This is a genomic window from Amycolatopsis roodepoortensis (assembly GCF_024628825.1).
In the GTDB taxonomy this organism is placed as follows: domain Bacteria; phylum Actinomycetota; class Actinomycetes; order Mycobacteriales; family Pseudonocardiaceae; genus Amycolatopsis; species Amycolatopsis roodepoortensis.
In genome coordinates this window covers 414,987-433,980 of the sequence record NZ_CP102415.1, presented here as the reverse complement: position 1 = coordinate 433,980, position 18,994 = coordinate 414,987, and the positions used below count along the sequence as shown (strand labels likewise).

The 18,994-nt window shown below is 67.2% G+C and carries 20 protein-coding genes; 10 read left to right on the top strand and 10 right to left on the bottom strand.

What is annotated here, in order from left to right; translation table 11 throughout:
• Window positions 1–7: 7 nt before the first annotated feature.
• Both NQK81_RS02065 and NQK81_RS02060 read right to left on the bottom strand, forming a co-directional pair.
• The gene (locus NQK81_RS02065) at window positions 8–886 is read right to left on the bottom strand and encodes a phosphotransferase (protein WP_257486787.1); all 879 of its coding nucleotides are present in this window, start codon (window positions 884–886) and stop codon (window positions 8–10) included.
• Window positions 879–2,141: a hypothetical protein gene (locus NQK81_RS02060; protein WP_257486786.1), complete on the bottom strand. Its 1,263-nt coding sequence runs from the start codon at window positions 2,139–2,141 to the stop codon at window positions 879–881. Before NQK81_RS02060 ends, NQK81_RS02065 begins: the two co-directional genes overlap by 8 nt.
• A 277-nt stretch (window positions 2,142–2,418) precedes the next feature.
• Between NQK81_RS02060 and NQK81_RS02055 the strand changes: the two genes are divergently transcribed.
• The 5 genes from NQK81_RS02055 (at window position 2,419) to NQK81_RS02035 (ending at window position 5,333) form a co-directional block, all read left to right on the top strand.
• Window positions 2,419–2,883 (top strand): hypothetical protein, encoded by a 465-nt coding sequence (locus NQK81_RS02055; protein ID WP_257486785.1) that lies wholly within the window; start codon window positions 2,419–2,421, stop codon window positions 2,881–2,883.
• A gap of 215 nt (window positions 2,884–3,098) precedes the next feature.
• Complete coding sequence (locus NQK81_RS02050) at window positions 3,099–3,299, top strand: hypothetical protein (protein WP_257486784.1); 201 nt, start codon at window positions 3,099–3,101, stop codon at window positions 3,297–3,299.
• Between the two features lie 124 nt (window positions 3,300–3,423).
• Complete coding sequence (locus NQK81_RS02045) at window positions 3,424–3,927, top strand: hypothetical protein (protein ID WP_257486783.1); 504 nt, start codon at window positions 3,424–3,426, stop codon at window positions 3,925–3,927.
• 400 nt (window positions 3,928–4,327) lie between these two features.
• A complete protein-coding gene (locus NQK81_RS02040) occupies window positions 4,328–4,642 on the top strand; it encodes a hypothetical protein (RefSeq protein ID WP_257486782.1) in 315 nt (104 codons plus the stop codon).
• A 247-nt stretch (window positions 4,643–4,889) separates the two neighbouring features.
• Window positions 4,890–5,333 carry an SUKH-3 domain-containing protein gene (locus tag NQK81_RS02035; protein ID WP_257486781.1) on the top strand — a complete coding sequence of 148 codons (444 nt, stop codon included), beginning with the start codon at window positions 4,890–4,892 and terminating at the stop codon, window positions 5,331–5,333.
• A 246-nt stretch (window positions 5,334–5,579) separates the two neighbouring features.
• On the opposite strand, the gene NQK81_RS02030 is transcribed toward NQK81_RS02035, so the two are convergent.
• The 5 genes from NQK81_RS02030 to NQK81_RS02010 all read right to left on the bottom strand — a co-directional run bounded on the left by NQK81_RS02030 (window position 5,580) and on the right by NQK81_RS02010 (window position 10,117).
• A complete protein-coding gene (locus NQK81_RS02030) occupies window positions 5,580–6,314 on the bottom strand; it encodes a Scr1 family TA system antitoxin-like transcriptional regulator (protein WP_257486780.1) in 735 nt (244 codons plus the stop codon).
• A gap of 74 nt (window positions 6,315–6,388) precedes the next feature.
• A complete protein-coding gene (locus NQK81_RS02025; RefSeq protein ID WP_257486779.1) occupies window positions 6,389–7,189 on the bottom strand; it encodes a DNA glycosylase family protein in 801 nt (266 codons plus the stop codon).
• A gap of 59 nt (window positions 7,190–7,248) precedes the next feature.
• Window positions 7,249–7,869 (bottom strand): DUF3558 family protein, encoded by a 621-nt coding sequence (locus NQK81_RS02020; protein ID WP_257486778.1) that lies wholly within the window; start codon window positions 7,867–7,869, stop codon window positions 7,249–7,251.
• Window positions 7,866–8,777 carry a hypothetical protein gene (locus NQK81_RS02015; protein ID WP_257486777.1) on the bottom strand — a complete coding sequence of 304 codons (912 nt, stop codon included), beginning with the start codon at window positions 8,775–8,777 and terminating at the stop codon, window positions 7,866–7,868. Before NQK81_RS02015 ends, NQK81_RS02020 begins: the two co-directional genes overlap by 4 nt.
• Before the next feature lie 416 nt (window positions 8,778–9,193).
• Window positions 9,194–10,117, bottom strand: coding sequence for a hypothetical protein (locus NQK81_RS02010; protein ID WP_257486776.1), 924 nt, complete (start codon window positions 10,115–10,117; stop codon window positions 9,194–9,196).
• Window positions 10,118–11,170: 1,053 nt separating this feature from the next.
• Between NQK81_RS02010 and NQK81_RS02005 the strand changes: the two genes are divergently transcribed.
• Together NQK81_RS02005 and NQK81_RS02000 are read left to right on the top strand one after the other, a co-directional pair.
• Window positions 11,171–11,848, top strand: coding sequence for a helix-turn-helix transcriptional regulator (locus NQK81_RS02005; RefSeq protein WP_257486775.1), 678 nt, complete (start codon window positions 11,171–11,173; stop codon window positions 11,846–11,848).
• Between the two features lie 460 nt (window positions 11,849–12,308).
• Window positions 12,309–13,712 (top strand): helix-turn-helix transcriptional regulator, encoded by a 1,404-nt coding sequence (locus NQK81_RS02000; RefSeq protein WP_257486774.1) that lies wholly within the window; start codon window positions 12,309–12,311, stop codon window positions 13,710–13,712.
• Here NQK81_RS02000 and NQK81_RS01995 read toward each other — a convergent pair whose 3' ends face one another.
• Window positions 13,713–14,354 carry an HAD family hydrolase gene (locus tag NQK81_RS01995; RefSeq protein WP_257489978.1) on the bottom strand — a complete coding sequence of 214 codons (642 nt, stop codon included), beginning with the start codon at window positions 14,352–14,354 and terminating at the stop codon, window positions 13,713–13,715.
• A gap of 260 nt (window positions 14,355–14,614) precedes the next feature.
• Here NQK81_RS01995 and cutA point away from each other — a divergent pair, with 260 nt between their 5' ends.
• Complete coding sequence (gene cutA, locus NQK81_RS01990; RefSeq protein WP_306856025.1) at window positions 14,615–14,920, top strand: divalent-cation tolerance protein CutA; 306 nt, start codon at window positions 14,615–14,617, stop codon at window positions 14,918–14,920.
• Between the two features lie 218 nt (window positions 14,921–15,138).
• Here cutA and NQK81_RS01985 read toward each other — a convergent pair whose 3' ends face one another.
• Complete coding sequence (locus tag NQK81_RS01985) at window positions 15,139–16,371, bottom strand: helix-turn-helix domain-containing protein (RefSeq protein ID WP_257486772.1); 1,233 nt, start codon at window positions 16,369–16,371, stop codon at window positions 15,139–15,141.
• Between the two features lie 27 nt (window positions 16,372–16,398).
• On the bottom strand, window positions 16,399–16,887 hold the full coding sequence (locus tag NQK81_RS01980; protein WP_257486771.1) for an NUDIX domain-containing protein: 489 nt from the start codon (window positions 16,885–16,887) through the stop codon (window positions 16,399–16,401).
• A 545-nt stretch (window positions 16,888–17,432) separates the two neighbouring features.
• Between NQK81_RS01980 and NQK81_RS01975 the strand changes: the two genes are divergently transcribed.
• Together NQK81_RS01975 and NQK81_RS01970 are read left to right on the top strand one after the other, a co-directional pair.
• Window positions 17,433–18,266 (top strand): SAM-dependent methyltransferase, encoded by an 834-nt coding sequence (locus tag NQK81_RS01975; RefSeq protein WP_257486770.1) that lies wholly within the window; start codon window positions 17,433–17,435, stop codon window positions 18,264–18,266.
• Between the two features lie 118 nt (window positions 18,267–18,384).
• Window positions 18,385–18,954 carry a hypothetical protein gene (locus tag NQK81_RS01970; RefSeq protein WP_257486769.1) on the top strand — a complete coding sequence of 190 codons (570 nt, stop codon included), beginning with the start codon at window positions 18,385–18,387 and terminating at the stop codon, window positions 18,952–18,954.
• The last annotated feature ends 40 nt before the right edge of the window (window positions 18,955–18,994 follow it).

Genomic DNA, 18,994 nt, shown 5'->3' with positions numbered 1-18,994 from the left:
TGTCGGGTCATGCGGCGCGCCAGGAGGAGTTGTCTCGTCGACGCAGGGACGCGATCCGGATGTCGAGTTCTTGCACAGCGTCGATGTCGCCGTGGTGGGCGCGGCGGATGAAGGAGCCCAGAGTGTGCAGATCCCGAAGGCCGGTGAGCGTGGCAAGACCGGGCCAGTCGCGGGGATCGTAGCCGTAGGCGGTGGTGAAGGCGTCCAGTTCGGCGGTGCTGCGTCCGAATCGGATGCCGCCTTGCAGGGTGGGCGCGAGGTCGAGTTCGCGGGGGCCGCAGGCTGGTTCGTCCCAGTCGCCGAGTAGTGCGGTGTGCCCGTTCCAGAGAGTGTTTCCGGGGTAGGCATCACCGTGCAGCATCCCGACGCCGAGGGGGAAGTCGAGGCCGGCGTACTCGGCAAGCAGGCGGTCGCGTTCGGCCACCAGCCACACCTTGCTGTCGCTGGACAAGGTGGCCGAGGAGGTCACGAGGTCCGCGAAGTACCGCAGCGGCGCGGCCGCGGGCAGGTCGATGGGCGGCGAGGGCAGGGCATGCAGCTTGCGGAGGAGCGCTCCGAGGTGCGCGGCGCCGGGCAGTCCTCGCTGGTTTTGGTCGTAGTGCTGCCAGAAGGTGACGACGAAGGCGCCGGCGTCGATCGGCTGGCTGACGTCGGCTGGTTCGGTGCACGGGAAGTCGTGGTCGCGGAGCCAGCGGGTGAGGTGGATGGCGCGCTCCGCGCTGGCCCAGGCGGTGTGTGGGGCGATCTTGGCGATCAGACCCTGGCCGGGGCCGGGGATGCGGTAGACGGTGGTGGCGTGCCGCCGAAGTAGAACCGCGTTACCGGGGTCGAGGCCCGCTTTGTGGCACGCGTGGACGAGGGCGGCGGTGTCCGGGTGATCAGGCACGAGCTGATGGTAGTGCTCGTGGCGCCTGCTGGGCCGCGGTCAGGTAGCCGGTGAGGCGGTCGGCGAGCTCGGCGACGTCGCCGTGACGGCGCCCGGCCAGGGCGTGCGCGTCCGCGCGCAGGCCACCGATGGCGGTGTCGATCTGCCGGATCCGGAGCCGGGTGTCCAGGGTGAGGACGGGTTCGGCGGCGGCGAGAGCACCGGAGACGTTGCCCTGGCCGAGCCGGGCGCGGGTCACGTCCAGCCGGGCCAGTGCTTCGTCGCCGTAGGAGCGGTCTTCCAGCGGGCCGGTCTCGTAGCCGTCGATCGCGGTAAGGGAGTGGCGTTCGGCGCGGTCGTAATCGCCGAGCAGCGTCAGGGCCCCGCCCTGGTAGTAGGTCAGCTTCGTCGCCGGGAAACTGAGCAGCCCGCCGAAGTCGACGACATCGTCCCGGGCGGCGGATGCCGGGTCCAGGTCGCCGAGCCGGGCCAGTGCGTCGCGCGCGGACGGGGCGTCTCCGGCTCGTGCGGCTGACCTGGCGGCGATGGCCAGCAGCCGCTGGCGCGATTGCGTGCTGACCGGGTACTGGAGACCTTCGCAGGCCCGTGCGGCGGCTTCCCCGGGTCGCGAGGACCATTCGAGCATCAGCGCCGCGGAACCTAACGTCCAGGCCCGCAGCGCGTCGCTGCCCGCGACGTTCGCGAAAGTGCTCGCCGACCGCAGCTGCTGCAGCGCCGCTTTGGGGTCGCCCGCGTTCTGGCTGGCGTGCGCCAGCAGCAGGCACAGCACTCCGGACAGGACAGTCGCTTCCTGCGCGCTGCGCGGGCGGTACGCGGTCTGGGTGATGGCAGCCAGGGTTTTCTGCGCGTCGCGGAGGTCGTCGACCACGGTGGACAGTGGCGTGTGGACATAGGCGACGGCGATCCTGCACAGCTCGTCGCGCAGGTAGCGCAGCAGTTCGTCGCTGGAGGCCAGCTGGGCGGCCTCGTCGGCCATCGTCATCGACAGCTTCGCGCCGTCCCGGATCTGCCCGCCGAGATCGAACCGCTCAGGGGCGCCGGCCGGGTCGCCGGGTCCGGCCCCCACCATTGCCCAGAACCGGTTCTTCACCTCTCCAGACGCCTGGTTCAAGGCCACGGTCAGCAACTCCTGAGCTTCCCTGCCCGGTGTGACCGACGATCCGGGCGCGCTCCAGTGGTTGACGGTGCTGGGGCTCAGCCCGAGATGCTCGGCAAAAGTAGTCAGGTTCAGATTCAGCGCCGATTTCAGAGCCATCGCCGATTGCGCCGTCCACCGGAAATTCATTGTCCACGCCCTCCCTATCCCGCTCCACTGTGCCGTCCGGAACCGTGAGCTGCAATAGGGGCTGCAACGCGCATTGCAGTGTACTGCAAGTGGCTGCAACCCGACGGGGTTCCGCGGCAGGCGCGAGCGAGGCACGATCACAACACGGCCGAGACGCCAGGAACGCCCTGGTTATCCGGCCGGCACCAACGGATTCCTGTCGGTTCCGGCCCTGGATCCGGAAAGAGACGACAACGCGAGGAACACCGTGACCTCCGACAGCACGGACACCTGCCTCATGGTGGCCATTATTCACCAGGACGACGTCCTGCAATGCACCCTGACACCGCCATTCCAGGAACCGGAATGGCAATTACCCTCGGTCCCCCACGTACCGGAAAGTTCGATCGAGCACGCAGCCACATGGCTTCTGTCCGATTGGGGTTTCCCCCGAACCCCGCTACACCGGCTCGGGGCCACCAGCCAGACGGCGCACGGCGTGGTCCAGGCCGGAACACTGGTGATGGCCACCGTCGCCCACCGCACGGACCTGCGCATGCGGGCCCCGGACGTCCGCGGCGTGCGGTGGCGTCATCTGCGCGACAGCTCCCCCGGCTCGCGAAGCGCCGTCGACCGCCTCCTGGAAACCCTCCCTCTCACCTCCGAGGAAGCACCGGCCGCACCTACCGGCGCGCACACCTCCCTCTGCGCCTCGCCGGAGAGGGAGGGGTGAGACCCGGCTCGCCCGCGCCAGCGCCGCGACCCTCTCGAACTCGAATGTCACCACGACCAGGTGCTCCGCGCCGTACGCGCCGTGACCAGCTCGCTGCCCCGGACGGCCCCCGACGCCGGCAGCGCAGGCGGCCGCCACTGTCCGGCGCCTTCCCGCCCCGGCGCGGAGCACCCACCCCCATGCCACGTTCACGGCCCTTCGAGGAGCTGATCCCCGTGACACACCAGACCGCTGCCCCATCCGCCACCACCGTGCTCGTCGTCAAGCGCGGTGTGACCTTCGCCGTCGGAGGCCACTGCTGCGACACCTGGGCCTGGAAACAGGCCGGCTACCAATGCGACCACGGGTTCGTCATGTGGCAGTCGCAGGTCGTCGAGGCCCGCTACGCCGCATCCGGCCAGGACGACTCCCGATGATCACGACACAACCGTCCCGGACCGCGCGGCCCACGAACCCGGCCGCTGGCCTGCTGGCTCACCGCGCCGTCCTCGACCTGGACCTCCCGCAGCTTCTCCTGCTCGGCCGCTAGGCCGCCGTACCATGCGTCCGGCTCCCGTCCGCTGCGGCGACTGCGCCCGCGACCACCACACCTGGGGACCGGCGGACACCGAGCCGGAGCGCGACGTCACCGCCTGGACCGTGCGCCTGACCCGACGACACTGCGTCTGCCGCTGTCGCTGCGGGAAAAGCGAAACCACCGTCGTCGCCCGCGCCCGCCGAGCGGACCCGCCCACCGCCTACCTGCCGTTGGCCGGATCCCTGGATCTCGAACGGGAGCGCGCGGTGCTGCTGGCACCCACGGTGCCCCGGCACAGACTGCCCGCCGTCGCCATGTTCGCCGCCGATCTGCTCCCCCACCGCCCGCAGCCCGTGCGGCTCGCACGGCCAGTGGTCCCGTTCGCCGCCACACGACCGGTACACCGGCCACTGCCAAGCCCTGACCTCGCCGTCATGGAACGCGTGCTCACGAAGCTTCACCAGCTGCCCACGAAAGGCCCCAAACACGTGCCCCCGACCAATCTAAACCCCGGCCCACCCTCGTGAGCCCGCTCGGAGCGGTTCCGGCACTGCCGTGGATCGGCACGCTCGTCACGGCCGTCATCGACGGGCACACCATCACCGGCACAGTCATGCCCTACCAGCACTCCCGGGTTCTCCCAGACGACCTTTCCCGTCGCCCTCGGGGCACGGTGGCGCACCATGACCGCAGCCACCGTCACCGAGCTTCCCCACCAGCCACCAGGCCGCCGCGAACCCGACCGGATCGGAGAATGCGCCCCCCACCGCCGCGACGAGATTCGGCCCTCTGATCCTCATCGCAGCCGACCCGGACGCCTGCGAGCCGGTCATTCCCGCGCAACGCTCCACCACCGTGGACACGCAACCCGTGATGCCGTTGCGTCCGCGGTCGGCGACGACATCGTCTTCCACATAAGGAGAAGCCGTGACATACGTCCTCGCGCAGACGTTCACCGACGAGGTGATGACGCGTCTCGACAGCTACGACCGTGCCGCGCACCACGCCGATACCGCGTCCCCGCAACAACTGGCGCAGGCAGTGCTGCTGCTGACCGGCGCGCTGCGGGTATTGCTGGATCAGCACCAGATCGACACCAACGGCGACTGCGAAGCATGTCCTCGCCCGCGGTGGCGGCGCCGGACCCGGTGTCAGCTCCCGCTCAAGATCAATGTCCTGCTCACCGACCTGAGCAACATCGCCGAAGCCACCGGCCGACACGCACTGCGCCCCACCAGCTGAGCCGGACACAACCGGACAGGCAAAGCACCTCGACGGCCATTAAGCACGCCTCGGTTTCCTCCTTGCTTGTGTCCAATGGTGCGCCAGCGGACAAGAGCCTGAACGAGCGCACGGTGGCCGTTGACGTTCTGCTCTTAATGCGGTCGTCGGCGTTGCCCTCGATGGTGAGAGACCTACCTCGCCGAAGAAAATCCGCCTACCGGATAGGGTGAACGTTCCGATCGGGGTGTGATGTGGGGGCGGGCGAATGACCAGGTTCTCGGCAGAGGTCGAACACGTGCTCCGGTCTTCTGGCTGGGAACCAGGGAGGCGTGTCGATACCACTGCCTGGCGGCGCACGCTGGAAGCTGACGGACTGGTGCACATGCATGAAGCTGCTGAACGATTCCTTACCGAGTTCGGCGGGTTGCGGGTGAACCTCAGTGGCGGCGGTATCTCGCGAGCCCGCGAGCCCTTCGAGTTCAACCCTGGTGACGTCGAGTCGGAGACGGACAGGTTTGCCGACTGGGGCACTCATCTCGGCATGAACCTCTTCCCGATCGGCGAACTCGACCGCTACTTCCTCGGAGTCTCGGAGCACACTGACATCGTCCTCGTGGAAACCTGGGTCGCGAGTTTCGGAACCGGTGATACAGCCCTGGAAAACCTGATTCTCGGTGTCGCCCCCAAAGTCATCTCCGAACCCTCATAACCGTGCCGGGCTATCGCGTCCTGCCGCCGGTGGGTGGATACCCACTGCTGCAAGGGTTTTGTCGTCGTGGCATTTCCGGCCAGTGCCGCGTCCGCGTGTCACCCGACTGATCACCGGTTCCGGCATCACCCGCGGCGCCCACCAACGCGTAGTCGCGCAGCCGGATCCGCGGCACGGCTGGCGCGGGTCGAGACCGCTGGCTGGCCCGATCCTGGTCCGCGCTCGTCACGGCTGTGAGCGCCCACGTCACCGAGACCGTCTCGTGCCGCCGGTACCTACGGCGTCGGTCGAATGGTCACGATCCGTTGGGGCGCGGGCGGCCAGTTCCTCACAGCGTCGGATCGCGTCGCGGATCCGCTCCCGGCTGCCGTGTTGGTCGAGACTGGCGTCGCTCAGCTCGGCGAACCGCCGCGTGTAGTAGCCGACTCCGCGGATGTCGGGGATCTCGTCGCGGACGATCTGGATCCGGCTGGGAGTTGGTGCGTCCGCGAACACCGTCTCCCGCCCGTCGGCGTCGGTCACGATCGTGAACGCGGGCCCCGGCGTGCCCCCTAGGACTGGCCCGAATGCGGGGTCCGGCGTCAGCGCCAGCCGCGCTCCGAAGTGCAGGACCCGTACGGTGCAGGCCCGCTCGTCGATGCAGTTTGCCAGCCAGCGCAGTTGAGCGGTCGCGACACGAGGATCGCCTCGCCCGTACTCCAGCACCGTCAGCGCGCTCTCGTTGACCACAAAGGTCGCCTCGGCCGGGGGATTACGGCGCAGCACGGCCATGCGCCGCGGTTGCAGGAGCGCACCCGCGATCGCGGGCAATGGCTGGGACGCTGTCCGCATCGACCACGTCTGCTCGGCGTAGGCGCCGTCCATCAGCAGGTCGGGGAACTCCAGCCCGCCGTAGGAGCGGATCGACACCGCGGTTTCTTCAGCCCGGCATAACGCGACCGCGTCGGCACGAATGCGGTCGAGTGTGTTCGTCGTGGTCACGTCTTCTCCGTTCTCGGGCGGATTCTGGCGCTCACCGGTTCGTCTCACCGGTGGGCGCACACGAGGAGGTGGGGTCACGGCACCTGCACGATGTGACGAGCGTCGGCGGCGAGGACCAGTACGGTCCAGGCCGATCGTTCGGTCCCGGTCATCTGCTGCCATCGTGTGCCGAAGGCCCGCGGATCGTCGGGCCAGGACGCCGCAGGATCCAGCGCACGGACTCGGCGGCGGACGAGGACGTCGCCGGGCTCGAGGCAGCGGAAGTCGCTGCTGAGGTCCGCGACCGCAGCCCCGGCGATCAATGATCCGAGCCGCGGCACATGCCCGAGGATCGTGGCGAACTTCTCGCACGGCACGGTCCGCCACCGGGACTCCAGTTCGCGGGCGACCCATGCCGCGGTGCGCAGGTGACCACGGACATGGCCGAGGCCGGATACCTCGATCACGTCCGCCGACAACTCCAGAATCACTTGGGGTGAGGGAAAAAGACTCGCCCGGCCCAGTGGCGTGTCATAGCTCGTGCCGAATCCCGCCGCGTTGTCCCGATAGACCGCGCGGGCGCGCTCGGGCGGCATGGTGCACCGCAGGGTCGCGCCGACCAGCGCGTCCCACAGATCACTGGACCGGACCCGAGCCACCGGCCCGGCCTCGAGCAGAATGTCGTGCAGCCCAGTGCCGGAGTCGGCGAGCGCGGCCGGATCGACGACGTCGACCCGCGGGTCGGTATCGGGTGGCCCGTCGACGAGTTCGAGGTCGATCTGATGGGCGCCGTCACGGAGTGGGGTCGCCGTCACCAGCCATACCGCGTCCGACGAGCACATCAGCCGCCGCAGGCAACCTTGGTCATCCAGCCGCCACCCGGGATGGTCGGCCATCACCGACGGCCGCCGACTAGCCCGGTCGCCCCCCGTGGCTTCTGGTGGCGTCGACACCGTCACCGTCCCACCTGCTTCCGCAACGTCGCGACGACCAGCTCGGCGGCCTGCCCGGTCGCCGCGCACACGTCACGGGTGTCACCGACGCGGCCGAGCAGCGAGACCCCGACCGCGGCGTCGTCGGCCAGGCCGACCGTGACTGTGCAGTACCACTGCGGATCCCGGGTCGTGACCACCGACGGGAAGCCGCCCACCGTCCCTTCCCGCCACACCCAGCCCTCCTCCGGGCTCCGGGAGGGATACACCGCGCTCAGGCCCTGCCGGTGGGTCGTCGCGTAGACCACCCGCACGGTCCGTGCTGTCGCTGGGTTCTCCCACAGGCAGGTCGGCCCGGCCGGTTCGTTTCGGTCGGGGCTGCCGCTGGCCTCGATGCCCAGGATCTGCTTGACCTGGACTGGGGTGAGGGCGGTCGCGCACGGATGACCGGACAACACCGTGCCCGGCAGCGGGTCACGCACCGCGGGCGCCCCCGCGTACGGCGGGACCCGGGTCGTCAGCCCGATCGTCCGGGTTGTCGTCGGCGACGGCGGCGGGCTCACCGGGGCTGGGCCGCATCCGGCCACGACCGTCGCGAGCACCAGCAGCGTGCTCGGTCCAGCCGCCCTGGCCAGCCTGGTCATGCTGCCGCCTCGATGATGACGTCCGCGCTGACCATCAGATGGTCATTCGGTGTCGCGCCCTTGCTGAGGAGTGGATGGCCGTGGACCGCGTACGTGTCGGGGTCGAACCGGGCCGGTGACTGCTTCGAGAGCACGATGCGATCGATCCGCAGCGCGGTCTCCGGGTCGGTCGTGGTCGGGGTGAAGTCACCGGCGACCTGGCCCGCGTCCCACCACCCATGCTCCAGAAATCGGTCCATCCCTGTGTGCGTGACCCAGGTGCCGTCCGGACGCCGGATGCCTTTCTGGCTGCGCATCCACGGACGGCCCACCCGGTCGCAGAGCGCACCCCAGTTCTCATAGACCGTTTCGCCCTCGGCGGAGCTGGTGGTGTTGAAGTCACCGGCGTACAACGCGTTCTCCGCCGCGACCTGACCGTCCTGATCCGCCTGCTCTATCAGGCCGCTCGGGCCACGGGATCCGTTCCAGTGCACGCATTTCAACCGGAACGGGTGGCCGTTGATGGTGGCGGTGAGGGTGTTGGCCAGCTGGGTCCGCCTGCCGGCGAGCCGATAAGGAGTGCCCGGTTCGACGGTGCGGGGGTCGACGAACAGGCCGGGGACGTTCACCGACCCCGGGACCTTGGAAATCCAGGCACGGTAGGGGACTTCGCCGAACTTCCGGCCATCAGGCCCCCGGGTCGTCCACAGCGAGCCGAGCAGCTTGAGGACCTCCTCGAGCGGATCCGGATCGTGGGACGTGTCGGTGTAATGGGTGCACTCGGACAAGTACAGCGCGTGCGGCGGTTCCTCCAGCGGGCACAAGGTCGCCGCGAGCTTGTCGTGATCGTGAAACCTCGTCCGGCGGTTGTATCCCGCGCGTTTCACGTTCGCTGTCGCGGTCCGGAGCCGTAGCTCGGTGCCTGTCATGTCGTCTCTCCCCTCGTCGACCACGGTCTCAACGCGGCCGTCAATCGTTCTTTCCGTGCCTCACGCGCGTTGCGGGTCAACCACGACCGCACGCGTCCCTCCGGCACACCCACGAGGACCGCGATGTCGACCACAGGAATCCCGTGCGCCCGCCACTCCAACACCGTCCACAAGCGATACGGCGACCGCTCCAAGCGCGGCATCCACCGCACAAACGCACCACCGTTCGTCTGTGGCCCGAACCAGTCGGCGTCCGGGACATCCTCGCCGTGCGCCTCGATAACGAGCTCGCCGATCGTCGGCCACCACGCCGACCGGGCACTCAAGCTGCTGCGCCGCAGGGGCGCCCGTGCCGCGACCGCATCGAGGCCCGGCATCACGCCACTCCCCCGGCACCACGTCCGTACACGCGACCGCTACCCACCGGCACGCTCGGACGCAGAGTCGGTGATCGCCGCCGGCGCATACCGCGCGACGAACGGCAGATGATCGGAAGCTTTCCTTGCCAGATCAGTGGCGACGACCTCGCACGACACCGGCCCGGGCACGACGTTAGATGTGACGATCACGCCGTCGAACCGGCGCGGCCCGCACGCCTGGTCACCCGGCCAATGCCCCACGGTCGCCGCCCACGGGACTTCCAGCGCCGCAGCCGCATCGACCAGGCCACCATCACACAGCACCCGACCCGCCGTCCGATCCGCCGCCCAGCCCCGCGTCCCATCGGCGTTGGTCCAGGTCCGGCACTGGTAGGTGAACTCGGGATGCCAGTCGACCGTGCGGCACGGCTCGCCGCGCCGCACGCGGTACGGGTCGTGGTCGTACTCCGGCCACGGCCCGCCGGTGGCACGGGGTGGCCAGCCCGGCAGGTCCGCCGCGACTCCGTTCCGGTCCAGTCCCACCAGCGTCGCCCGCGGGTGAGGCGGCCGGTACACCCGCTTCACCACCACCTCGCTCTCGTCGGCGCGCTGACGCAGCCCATGCGGCCGTGCATGGAACGACCCGTGCGCCACCGGCTCCCGTGCCCCGACATCGAGGTCCAGCTGCAGATACGCGTGCCACAGCGCCTGACCGGCCACCACAGCGAACCCGCCCGCCGGGCTCAGCTCGTCCGACCACAGCAAACCCAGGTGATAGCGCTGATTTCCGACCGCCACGGCCGGCCGGTTGCGCTGATACTCACGCCGCAAACCGGTCGCCTCGGTCAGCGTCCGCAGCCGCCACCCCGCGCGCCCTGCCTTACTCCGCCGACCGGCCCCCGGCCACCAGCGACGACACCACCTTGTGCCGCCTAATCCGGCCGCCCGGTCGTCGGCGATCAGCTCCTGCACAGCGACCACCAGCGCATCACCTGCCTTGGCCGCCTCCGCCCTGCTGCCGGATCACCTCGTGGCCCAGCTCAGCCCGCTCAAGGTCGTCGCCATAGGCGAACAGGTTGTAACTCATGAACCGGACCTGACCGGACCGCACAACACCTCCGCGCACACCGAATCCCCTCTACAAGCGCCAGCGCCTGCCATCACACGGCGGACAAGCACCGTGACGTCCTTCCCGACTCCGGGCTCGATCAGATTTCCGCTGTGCGACAGCACATCGCCCCTAACACTGATCACCTCAGTAACCGACGCCCGCGCCACCAAGCCCGCCAGGTCTCCGGCCGCAGTCCGGTGGGAACGGGCCCGCCTGTACCCCTCTGGATCCCGTAGCCAGTCCAACAGCGGACGATCGCCTCGCACCGAAGCCCACCAGATCCGGGGACTTGGAGGCGTGGTGCGGTACTGGCGGGCGATCGGAAACCACGTCGTAGGTGCTTCAGAAAGCCGCTCCCAGCAACACTGACAGTCCACGGGGGACGGTCGCGCACGAAATCTTGGTACGCCCCGGCGTCCTTCGCTGACGTGATCGGCACGCGAGGAAGCCGACAGGCACAGCGGAAGAACAATCTGACTCTGGTTCCACGCATCGAGATCTAGCGCATGGACAATGCCCGAGTGGGCCGCCGACACCCCTGCGAGGTGGTAATCCCCTCCGAGGGGCAAAGGAGGTACCCGCCGCATCCATCCGATGGCGGTCAGCGGTGGAGATCGCTGCTGCGGCATCAGCACTCATACGCCGCTTGTTCTCTCCTCACTGGAGCGACAGGTGCAATGCAACTGGCAACATTCACAGTTCTTCCTTCACAAAAACCTGGCCGCGCTCGGCTAGACGACGCCGAACCCGTAGCGATCGGGCTCGGCTGCGGATCAACGGAATCCGGCCCTTCAGGAACATGATCTTGCACTTCGCCAACTGTCCCGACCAGGGCGCCCGCCCTCGCGTAAGCGGGCGCAAACCGGAAGTTTGGTAGCCTTGACCAGCGACGATTCGTGCAGCGCGCTATCTGAGAGGACTTTGTGAAGGTTCCACGCCGCAGACTGGTCACTGATCGTGAGCAAGCAGGTCATACCCAAGAGAGCCTCGCCTCAGCGCTCGGCGTTGACGTGAAAACCGTCCGCAACTGGGAGAACGGCACATACAAGCCCCGCACACTCGTTCTTCAGCAACGTCTCGCCGAGGAACTCCGCATCACTCGCCGACAACTCGCTCAGCGCTTTGTCGCCACAGATGACACACTTGCCCAATCGATCACCCCCGAAGAGGTACAGGTCCATCCAATTCGACTGGAAAGCGTCTTCAATCAAACACTGAACTACGAGCAGTCGGATCGCTTAACCCGCGCAATGCATTTACCGAACTCCGTCGACCAAGCCACTCTTGATTCTTTATCAAAGGTGCTGGCTTTTGTGCGACACCTCGAAGACAACACAAGTTCAGCGATGGTAACATCATCGGTTCGCGAGCTTCACAGCATCGCTGAAGCTTTTGCGAGAGAGGCTCGCTTCAACGTACGCCGCCAGGCAACTGGCCTTCTGTCCGAGATAGAGCAGTATCGTGGCTGGCTCGCGATACCCGGCAGGGATTGGACGACAGCCAGGCGCCACCTCGATCGAGCAGCCATGGTCGCACTGGAGTCCAACGATCCACTTCGGCTGTCTACCGCCCTGTCCTTTGCGGCCTACTCGGCGATCTGACGATTCGATCTCAGTTCCGCGGACGCGCTATCGGAGGCCGCGCAGCGGGACGGTCAGTTAAATCCAGGGCTACGGACCTACGAGATTTTCCAGCGAGCCCAAATTCTCGCGCGATTAGGTTTGAGAGGTAGAAGCGTCCGGCTACTTCTTACTACAGATCACTTCGTCGAACATCTACCAAAAGAAGAAGACATGCTTGCCTCAGGGTACTGGTATACGCCACCATTCTTCCTTGGTCAAAAGGCACTCGTGTTGCACGCGCTCGGTGACCATTCGGGTTCTCGCCAGGCCGCGCGCGATTGCCTTGCTGAGATGCCACCCGGCTGGGCCGAATCGGAGTGGGCGGCACGAAGTCGCGAATTGGCACACGGGGGCTGACTCTCTCGAGGCGGCCTAGCCGGGCGTTCCAACCAGGCCGGCGGTGCCAGTTGACCGGAATTGAACCGGGAGTTTGGTAGTCTTGACCAGCGACGACGCAGGTCAAGGGCTTACCGAGAGGGCTTTGGTGAAGATTAGACGCCTAGAGCTGGTTGCAGATCGTAAGGCAGCTGGCCATACGCAAGAGAGCCTGGCAGCGGCCCTCGGCCTCGATGTGAAAACGGTCCGCCAGTGGGAGAACGGCACCTACAAACCCAGCACGAATTTCCTCCAGCAACGTCTCGCCGAGGAACTCCGCATCACCCGCCGGCAACTCGCTCTACGCCTTGATCCCCCCGCTGACGGCGCACATGACTCATTCGCTGATCACGAGGTAGACGCAGTACGGACAGACGGTGACGTCCGTTCTGCGTCTGTTCGACCCGGCAGCTCCCCTGAGTTGGGCAGAGCGGGCAAGAACGTCATCAACTGGCGAGGCGATTCGTCGCGACCGGGAAACCCTGCGCCCAGCGTGGTGCATTCGGACATACCGCAGCTTCGTCGCGTCCTGGACACGCGGGATCTCCCCGAGGACGGACCTGTTCGCCCTCTATCCGAGCTGACGGTGGCTGTTCAAACGATCGTGGCGCGACGGCTGCAATCTGACTATGCCGTGCTGGCTGCCGACGTCAACGAGCTCTTGCCTGAACTGCACCGAGCGATCCTCTCCGCACCGCCGACGCTGAAGCCTCACTACGCTGGCCTGCTCGCTCGCACGTATCGGGCAGCTGATGCGATCGCGGACAAGTTCGGGTATTACGACCTCTCGGCACGGATCATCGACCTGATGCGAAGCGCCGCGACGCAGTCCGGAGACGAACTGCTCGTCGGCAGCGCCGCGTATGTACGGGGCGAGATCTACTTCGCAACTCACGACCTGGATGCCGGTAGCCGCATGCTGACGGCGGCGGCCAACAAGATTCGCATCAACGCGTCCGAGACTGCTGCGGCCACGTACGGAACCTTGCACATGCGGGCGGCAGTCATGGCCGCGCGGGCGGGGAGTGCACTGCGAGCGCGTGACCACATCGAGGAAGCGAAGCAGGCAGCGCGGCAGGTGAATGAGGGCGTCCACCTGGGAACAGTCTTCGGGGTGCCGTCCGTGCGTATCCATCAGCTGTCACTTGCCGTGGAACTCGGCGACGTCGGCGGCGCCTTGCGACTGGCCAGCGGCTGGGCGCCACCGATCACGATGCCCGCGGAGCGCCGCTCACATTTCTACATCGACCTGGGACGCGCGTTCCACCTCGCCGATCAGCCCGAACGCGTGCTCAGCGCGTTCAGGGAGGCCGGGCGCATCGCACCTGAGCACGTCCGTGAACATTCGCAGGTCATCGACGTGGTCGATCACCTCGAGCTCACCACACGCGGACAGTTGCGTGATGCGTTAGCGGATTTCGCTGCCAGCCTGGTGAAGCCGCAGAGCCGAAGCGGTTTCGGGCTGTAGTCAGGAAGCAAGCAGGCCAGGAAGTTCGGCGAGGGAGTCGATCACCCAGTCAGCGTTCTCACGGATGATCGGATCGCTGGCCCACAAGTACCCCCACGGGCCGCGGCGGACCAGGACTGACCGCAACCCGGCGGCGCGTGCGGGCACGATGTCGTTGTCCCGATGATCGCCGACATAGAGAATCTCGTCCGGCTCCCCCGGCGCGAGCTCGGCAACTTTCTGGAAAAACTCGCCGTCTGGTTTCGCGACTCCCCACTCGCCGGATGTGGCGACGGCATCGACGGGCAACGTGAGTCGCCGGAGCAGCTCGGCGGCTCGGACGGTTTGGTTCCCGGCGATCCCGAGCCAGTAGCCGGCCGCCTTCAAGGCTTCGAGTGCGCGCCGGACGTCGGGATAGAGATCCGACTCCTCGATCCGCTCGCCAACACCGGCCTGTTCCCGTAGCTGCCGCTCGGCAGCAAGATCGAAGCCGGGTCGGATGAGCTGGAACGCCTCAGCGTTGTTGAAGCCAGCCGCCGTAACCGCTCCTACCAGCCCGGACAAGGTGTTCAGCGGGACTCCAAGCCAATCAGCCCACGCCCCCCACTCCCGATCGTCCTTGATCAACGTTTCGCCGACGTCGAACACAACGGAGCGGATCACGCTGGCCATACCCTTTCTCTGATCATCCACTGGGGACGCCCTGGCCCTGCGCCTACCGCAACGACCCGGAATTTCATAAGGGCGTTCAGGTTGTCGACAACGCCGTTCCCCGACCTTAGCGAACGTCGGCAGTGGACGACCGATCCCGAAGGCTGCACCTCGTACGGCCGCGATTCGGCACGATGAACGGTGGATGGTTCGCGCACGGGCTTCGGAGTTGATCGTGGCCCTACGCTGCTGGAATGACAGATCACCTTGTCGTGACCACAGCCACCCCAGACCGCGAGTCCGGCGAGAAGCTCGCGGCCTCAGCCGTCGCATCCCGTCTGGCGGCCACCGCGCAGGTCGTCGGACCGGTCACCTCGTTCTTCTGGCACCTTGGCAAGTCTGGCCAAGGTGAAGAGTTCAACGTGTCGTTCAAGACGACTGACGGAAGGTACGCCGAGCTGGAAGCGCACATCATCGCGAACCACCCATGGGACAAGCCTGAGGTGACGGCCGTCGAGCTCGTCAGGGGCTCCGCCGACTATCTGGCCTGGGCCGAGAACGCGACCCGACCCCGCTAGCGCCCCAGCGAGCGAGCAAGTCGGCGATGGCAGGGCATGTGCAGCGGCGGGCTGGGGCGGCGCGCCACCGTTGTAGTTCCCCGCGCCGGACGTACCGAACTGCCGCCGACAGGCAGCCCCGCCGCGTGGCCGAGTATCTCCACCGCTTGTTCGACCTCCCTTACTAGGAGGTAGGACGGGGCCAGCCAGTCTCCGAGTAGAAATGCGGAGTCTGACCGCTACACCTGGGCGATAACGTCGTAGTGAGCGGCGAGCTCGGCAAATTCCGGCCCACGGCGTCGCGTCGCGCGATCGACGATCCGCTTCATCGTGGCTTTCCCGAGTGGCTGGTAACGCACCCAGTCGGAGGCGAGATCTTTCGCTTCGGCGAGCCACGCCAAGGCCGCGCGATCGCGGCGCAGTTCCGCGGCGGCGGCCGCGAGGTACAGCCGGTGGCCTGCCTCCCAAAACGCGGGAACGTCGCCACCCTCGACATCGGGAACCGTGCCGCCCAGCTGGAGAGCTCGTTCGGGGTCTCCGGAGCGGACAGCGAGGTCCACGCGCTGGAGCGCTGCCACGCGGGGCCCGAAGATCGCGGCTTCCGTCGCGGTGTCGCCGCGTGAGCGGATGGCGGCCGCGTGTGCTGCCGCGAGGAGGTCTTCGGCGCGGTCCGCGCTTCCGGAGGAGAGCGCCGCTGTGGCGGCGTTGAACAGCAGGTTGCCGAAGACACCGGCGCGAACGGGGTCGCGGTCGAGCATTCGGGGTTCGATGACCGCGGCGGCTTCGGTGGCGACGCGTTCGGCTTCATCGGCGCGGCCTTGGCGTATGAGGGTCCAGGCGAGGTAGCGCAGGGAGATCGCGGCTTCGACTTCGGGGGCATCGGATTCGGTGGCGGCGTCAAGCGCGCGGGTGGCCGCGGTGTAGGCGAGGTCGTCGAGGCCGAGGCGTCCGGCGATTCCGGCACCGAGCCGGTAGGCAGTGGACAGAACACGGTGCGCACCTGCCCGTTGTTCATCATGCGTATCGCGGACGACCCTTCGGGCATCGGTGAGCACGGCGGGCAGCGCGTGGAGAAGTTCGTTGTGGCGCCCGTCGACGTAGGCGCGCCAGGCGCTGTGTGCGCTGGTCGTCAGCTCCTCGAGCGGCAGCAGCTCGCGCGACTCGGCGAAGTCTTCAAGGCCGGGGATGCGAGCGTCGGCGGTGATGGCTTTCCGGAGCGGTGCGACGTCGACGTCGCGGGAGTGTCGCCGCTGCGGAACCGCACCAAGCAGCGCGTCGACCGTGACGCCGAGGGCGGTCGCGAGACTTCTCAGGGTCTTCGGTCGACAGGTGGAGCGAATGCCCTGCTCGATCCGAGCCACGGTGTCGATGCCGACGCCGGCGGCTTCGGCCAGTTGTTCCTGGGAGAGGTTCCGCCCTTTGCGGAACCGGGCGAGGTTCTCCGCGAACGGGGTCCGTGTGTCTCCGGTCATGGCGCCTCCGGTTTCCGGCCGTCCAGCCTAACTCCCGACGGGGTATCCGTCTTCGCAGATCACGAGTCGACCGGAACGGGCGGCGTCCAGTGCGGCGGCGACCCGGCGAGCGAGGATCGGCTTCAGCTTGGGTGCGGCGTCGTCGAGCGGCATCAGGTTGACAGAGACGATCTCGGGGTCGGTGATGTCGAGACGCGCCACGTCGTCGGCGCTGATCAGGCCGCCGTCGAAGATGAATGCGAGTCCTTCGGGCATGCGGTCGTCGGCGGGGATGTAGTCGATGACGATCAGTTCTCCCGGCGGCCGGGTGATGCCGAGTTCTTCCCGGATCTCACGGTCGGCGGTGCGCCACGGTGGTTCGTCTTTGTCGCAGGCGCCGCCGGGGATGTCCCAGTGCTCTTTGTAGGACGGCTCCACGATCAATACCCGATCGTTCTCGTCGCGGTAGAGGACGCCGGCGGACATTCGTTTCCGGTTGAGCGAGCGCACGTAGTCGTCGAACGGCAGGAGATCCACGTCGCGGAGGCTAGCGTCTTGGCGCCGATCCGGCTGATCTATGCCTTTCACGCCTAGTTCGCGGCGGTCTTGCCACTCAACTGGTCGTCACGGGCTGTGTTGTGGCCGATCACTCTGCGACAAAGTTCCTGGTATGGGAACTCGCTGGTGGTGACAAGTGCATCGCGTGCTCGTAGCCGTCACGCATGGCCGGGCGATCGACGTGATCGCCGGACTCGTGCGCAGCAACCAGGACGGCAGATGGCTCCGCAGGATAGCGATCGGTCACGGACCAAGCATTCTGCCGAGCACTGCGGAGCGGTCTCCATACCTGACGCCTCGAAGAATTGCCGAGCACGCAGAGTTATTTCTGCTGCTCAAACTCCCAGACCGCCCGGTTGCTTCCGGCCACCGCCCGGTCGACCTTCCTGGTCGTTCGCTCCACACGACCTGAAGATCACCCCAACAAAATCGAGAGGACATTGCACGTGGGTTCCAGTGTCGCCACATCGCGGTTGATGCCGTCAGAGCAGCTGGCGGGTCAGGAGCGACGTAGTCGTGTGCGGGTGATCGACGCGCTGGTTGGCGGCAAGGACAACTACGTCAAGGACCGGGAAGTCGCCGACAAGATCGCTCAGGTGCTACCGGATGGTTTCGAGGGTGCGAAGCGTCTGTTCACCGAGGATTTCTGGTTCCGGGTTCGGGTGTGCCGCATGCTGATCAGCCGCACCGCGGTGTCCCATTTTGTGCTGCTCGGCGTTGATCAGTGTGAGACAAGTGCGGCGCCGCTCCACGCGCTCATTCACCGTGATGCCCCTGATGCGGTCGTGGTGTATGTGGAGCCGGAACTGGACAGCGCAACGCTTGCACTCGAGTTCGACACGAGGACCAAACAGCGTGGGCCTGTCGTTCGAGTGATCCACGACGACATCTACGACCCGGCCCTGCTCACCCGGCTGTTCGAAGGCTCGAGTGTGCCACTGGACCCCTCCGAACCAGTCGCGTTGCTGCACTGCGCCACACTGCCGTTTCTTCCGTCCGGCAGCGGCGTCACCCCGGCGGAGGTCACTGCGGGCCAGATCGACACGCTTCCCAAGGGATCGTTCATCGCTGTGAGCCACCTGTGCATCCCCGACGCCGCGGCCGACAGCGCGGCGGCCGTCAGGGCGGCACATGCCCTCGAAGAGAAATTCGATACGCGGCTTTGCCGCCCGGAAGCGGAGATCGCCACGTTCTTCGGGGGCCTCCCGCTTGTCGTTCCCAGCCCGCTGACAACTGCGCCGGCGCTGGTTCCGTGCTCGAAGTGGTACCCGCCCGGTCCGCTTCTGCAGCGCTTCGCCGTCGACGAATACAACGTGGGAGCCTTGGCGCACAAGGGAAAACCCTGGCCGTTTGCCTAGGCACCACATCGCAGAGGGGCCGCCCCGACCGGCCGTCTCGTCCACAGGGGAGGACACCTTGCATCACACGCCGCAGTCCACGACGACTTCGGACTCTGAAGAACCAGCGTTTCTGCCTGTGCTGGTGTTGTCCGCGACGGAGGACGAGCACCGCGATCACGTGATTCCCCGTCAGTTCCATCGGGATAGATCCGCGGTCGCGGTCGGCTTGGTGGCCGAGTTCATACTTCGAGATGCGGCGACGATCAGCGGCGGGCGAGTGAGGGTTCTCAACGGCACGGCGATCGAGTGGCTGGCCGAGCCGTGCGGTCGCGCGATCCGCGCGATCCTGTCCCGGGAACTGACGGTCGGCGACCTGCTCGCTGAGATCGAGGGCCCTGCGTACACGGTGGCCTGGAGTGTACTGAAGCGAGAACGCGTCGCACGCAGGAGCCTTCTGCGCAGATGGGTCCTGACGGATCCAGACCTGATGATCGAGTGGCGTCATGTGCTCGCGTCCGCGCATCTGGGTCGCAGCACGGACAACGCGCGGGCCGCGGCGCTCTGGGCGATTCTCGACGGTGCCGGAGTGCACCGTGATCAGCTGCAAGCATCGGGTCTGCAGCCGCGCCACCCATGTCCCGAGGTCATTCGCCCTTTGCTGCGGCCTATCAGCCGGACTCCAGCCGTCCGGCGGCAGCTCCGCTGAACCGGCACCGCAGGCCGTCGTCGCGCCCATTGGGTGGCCG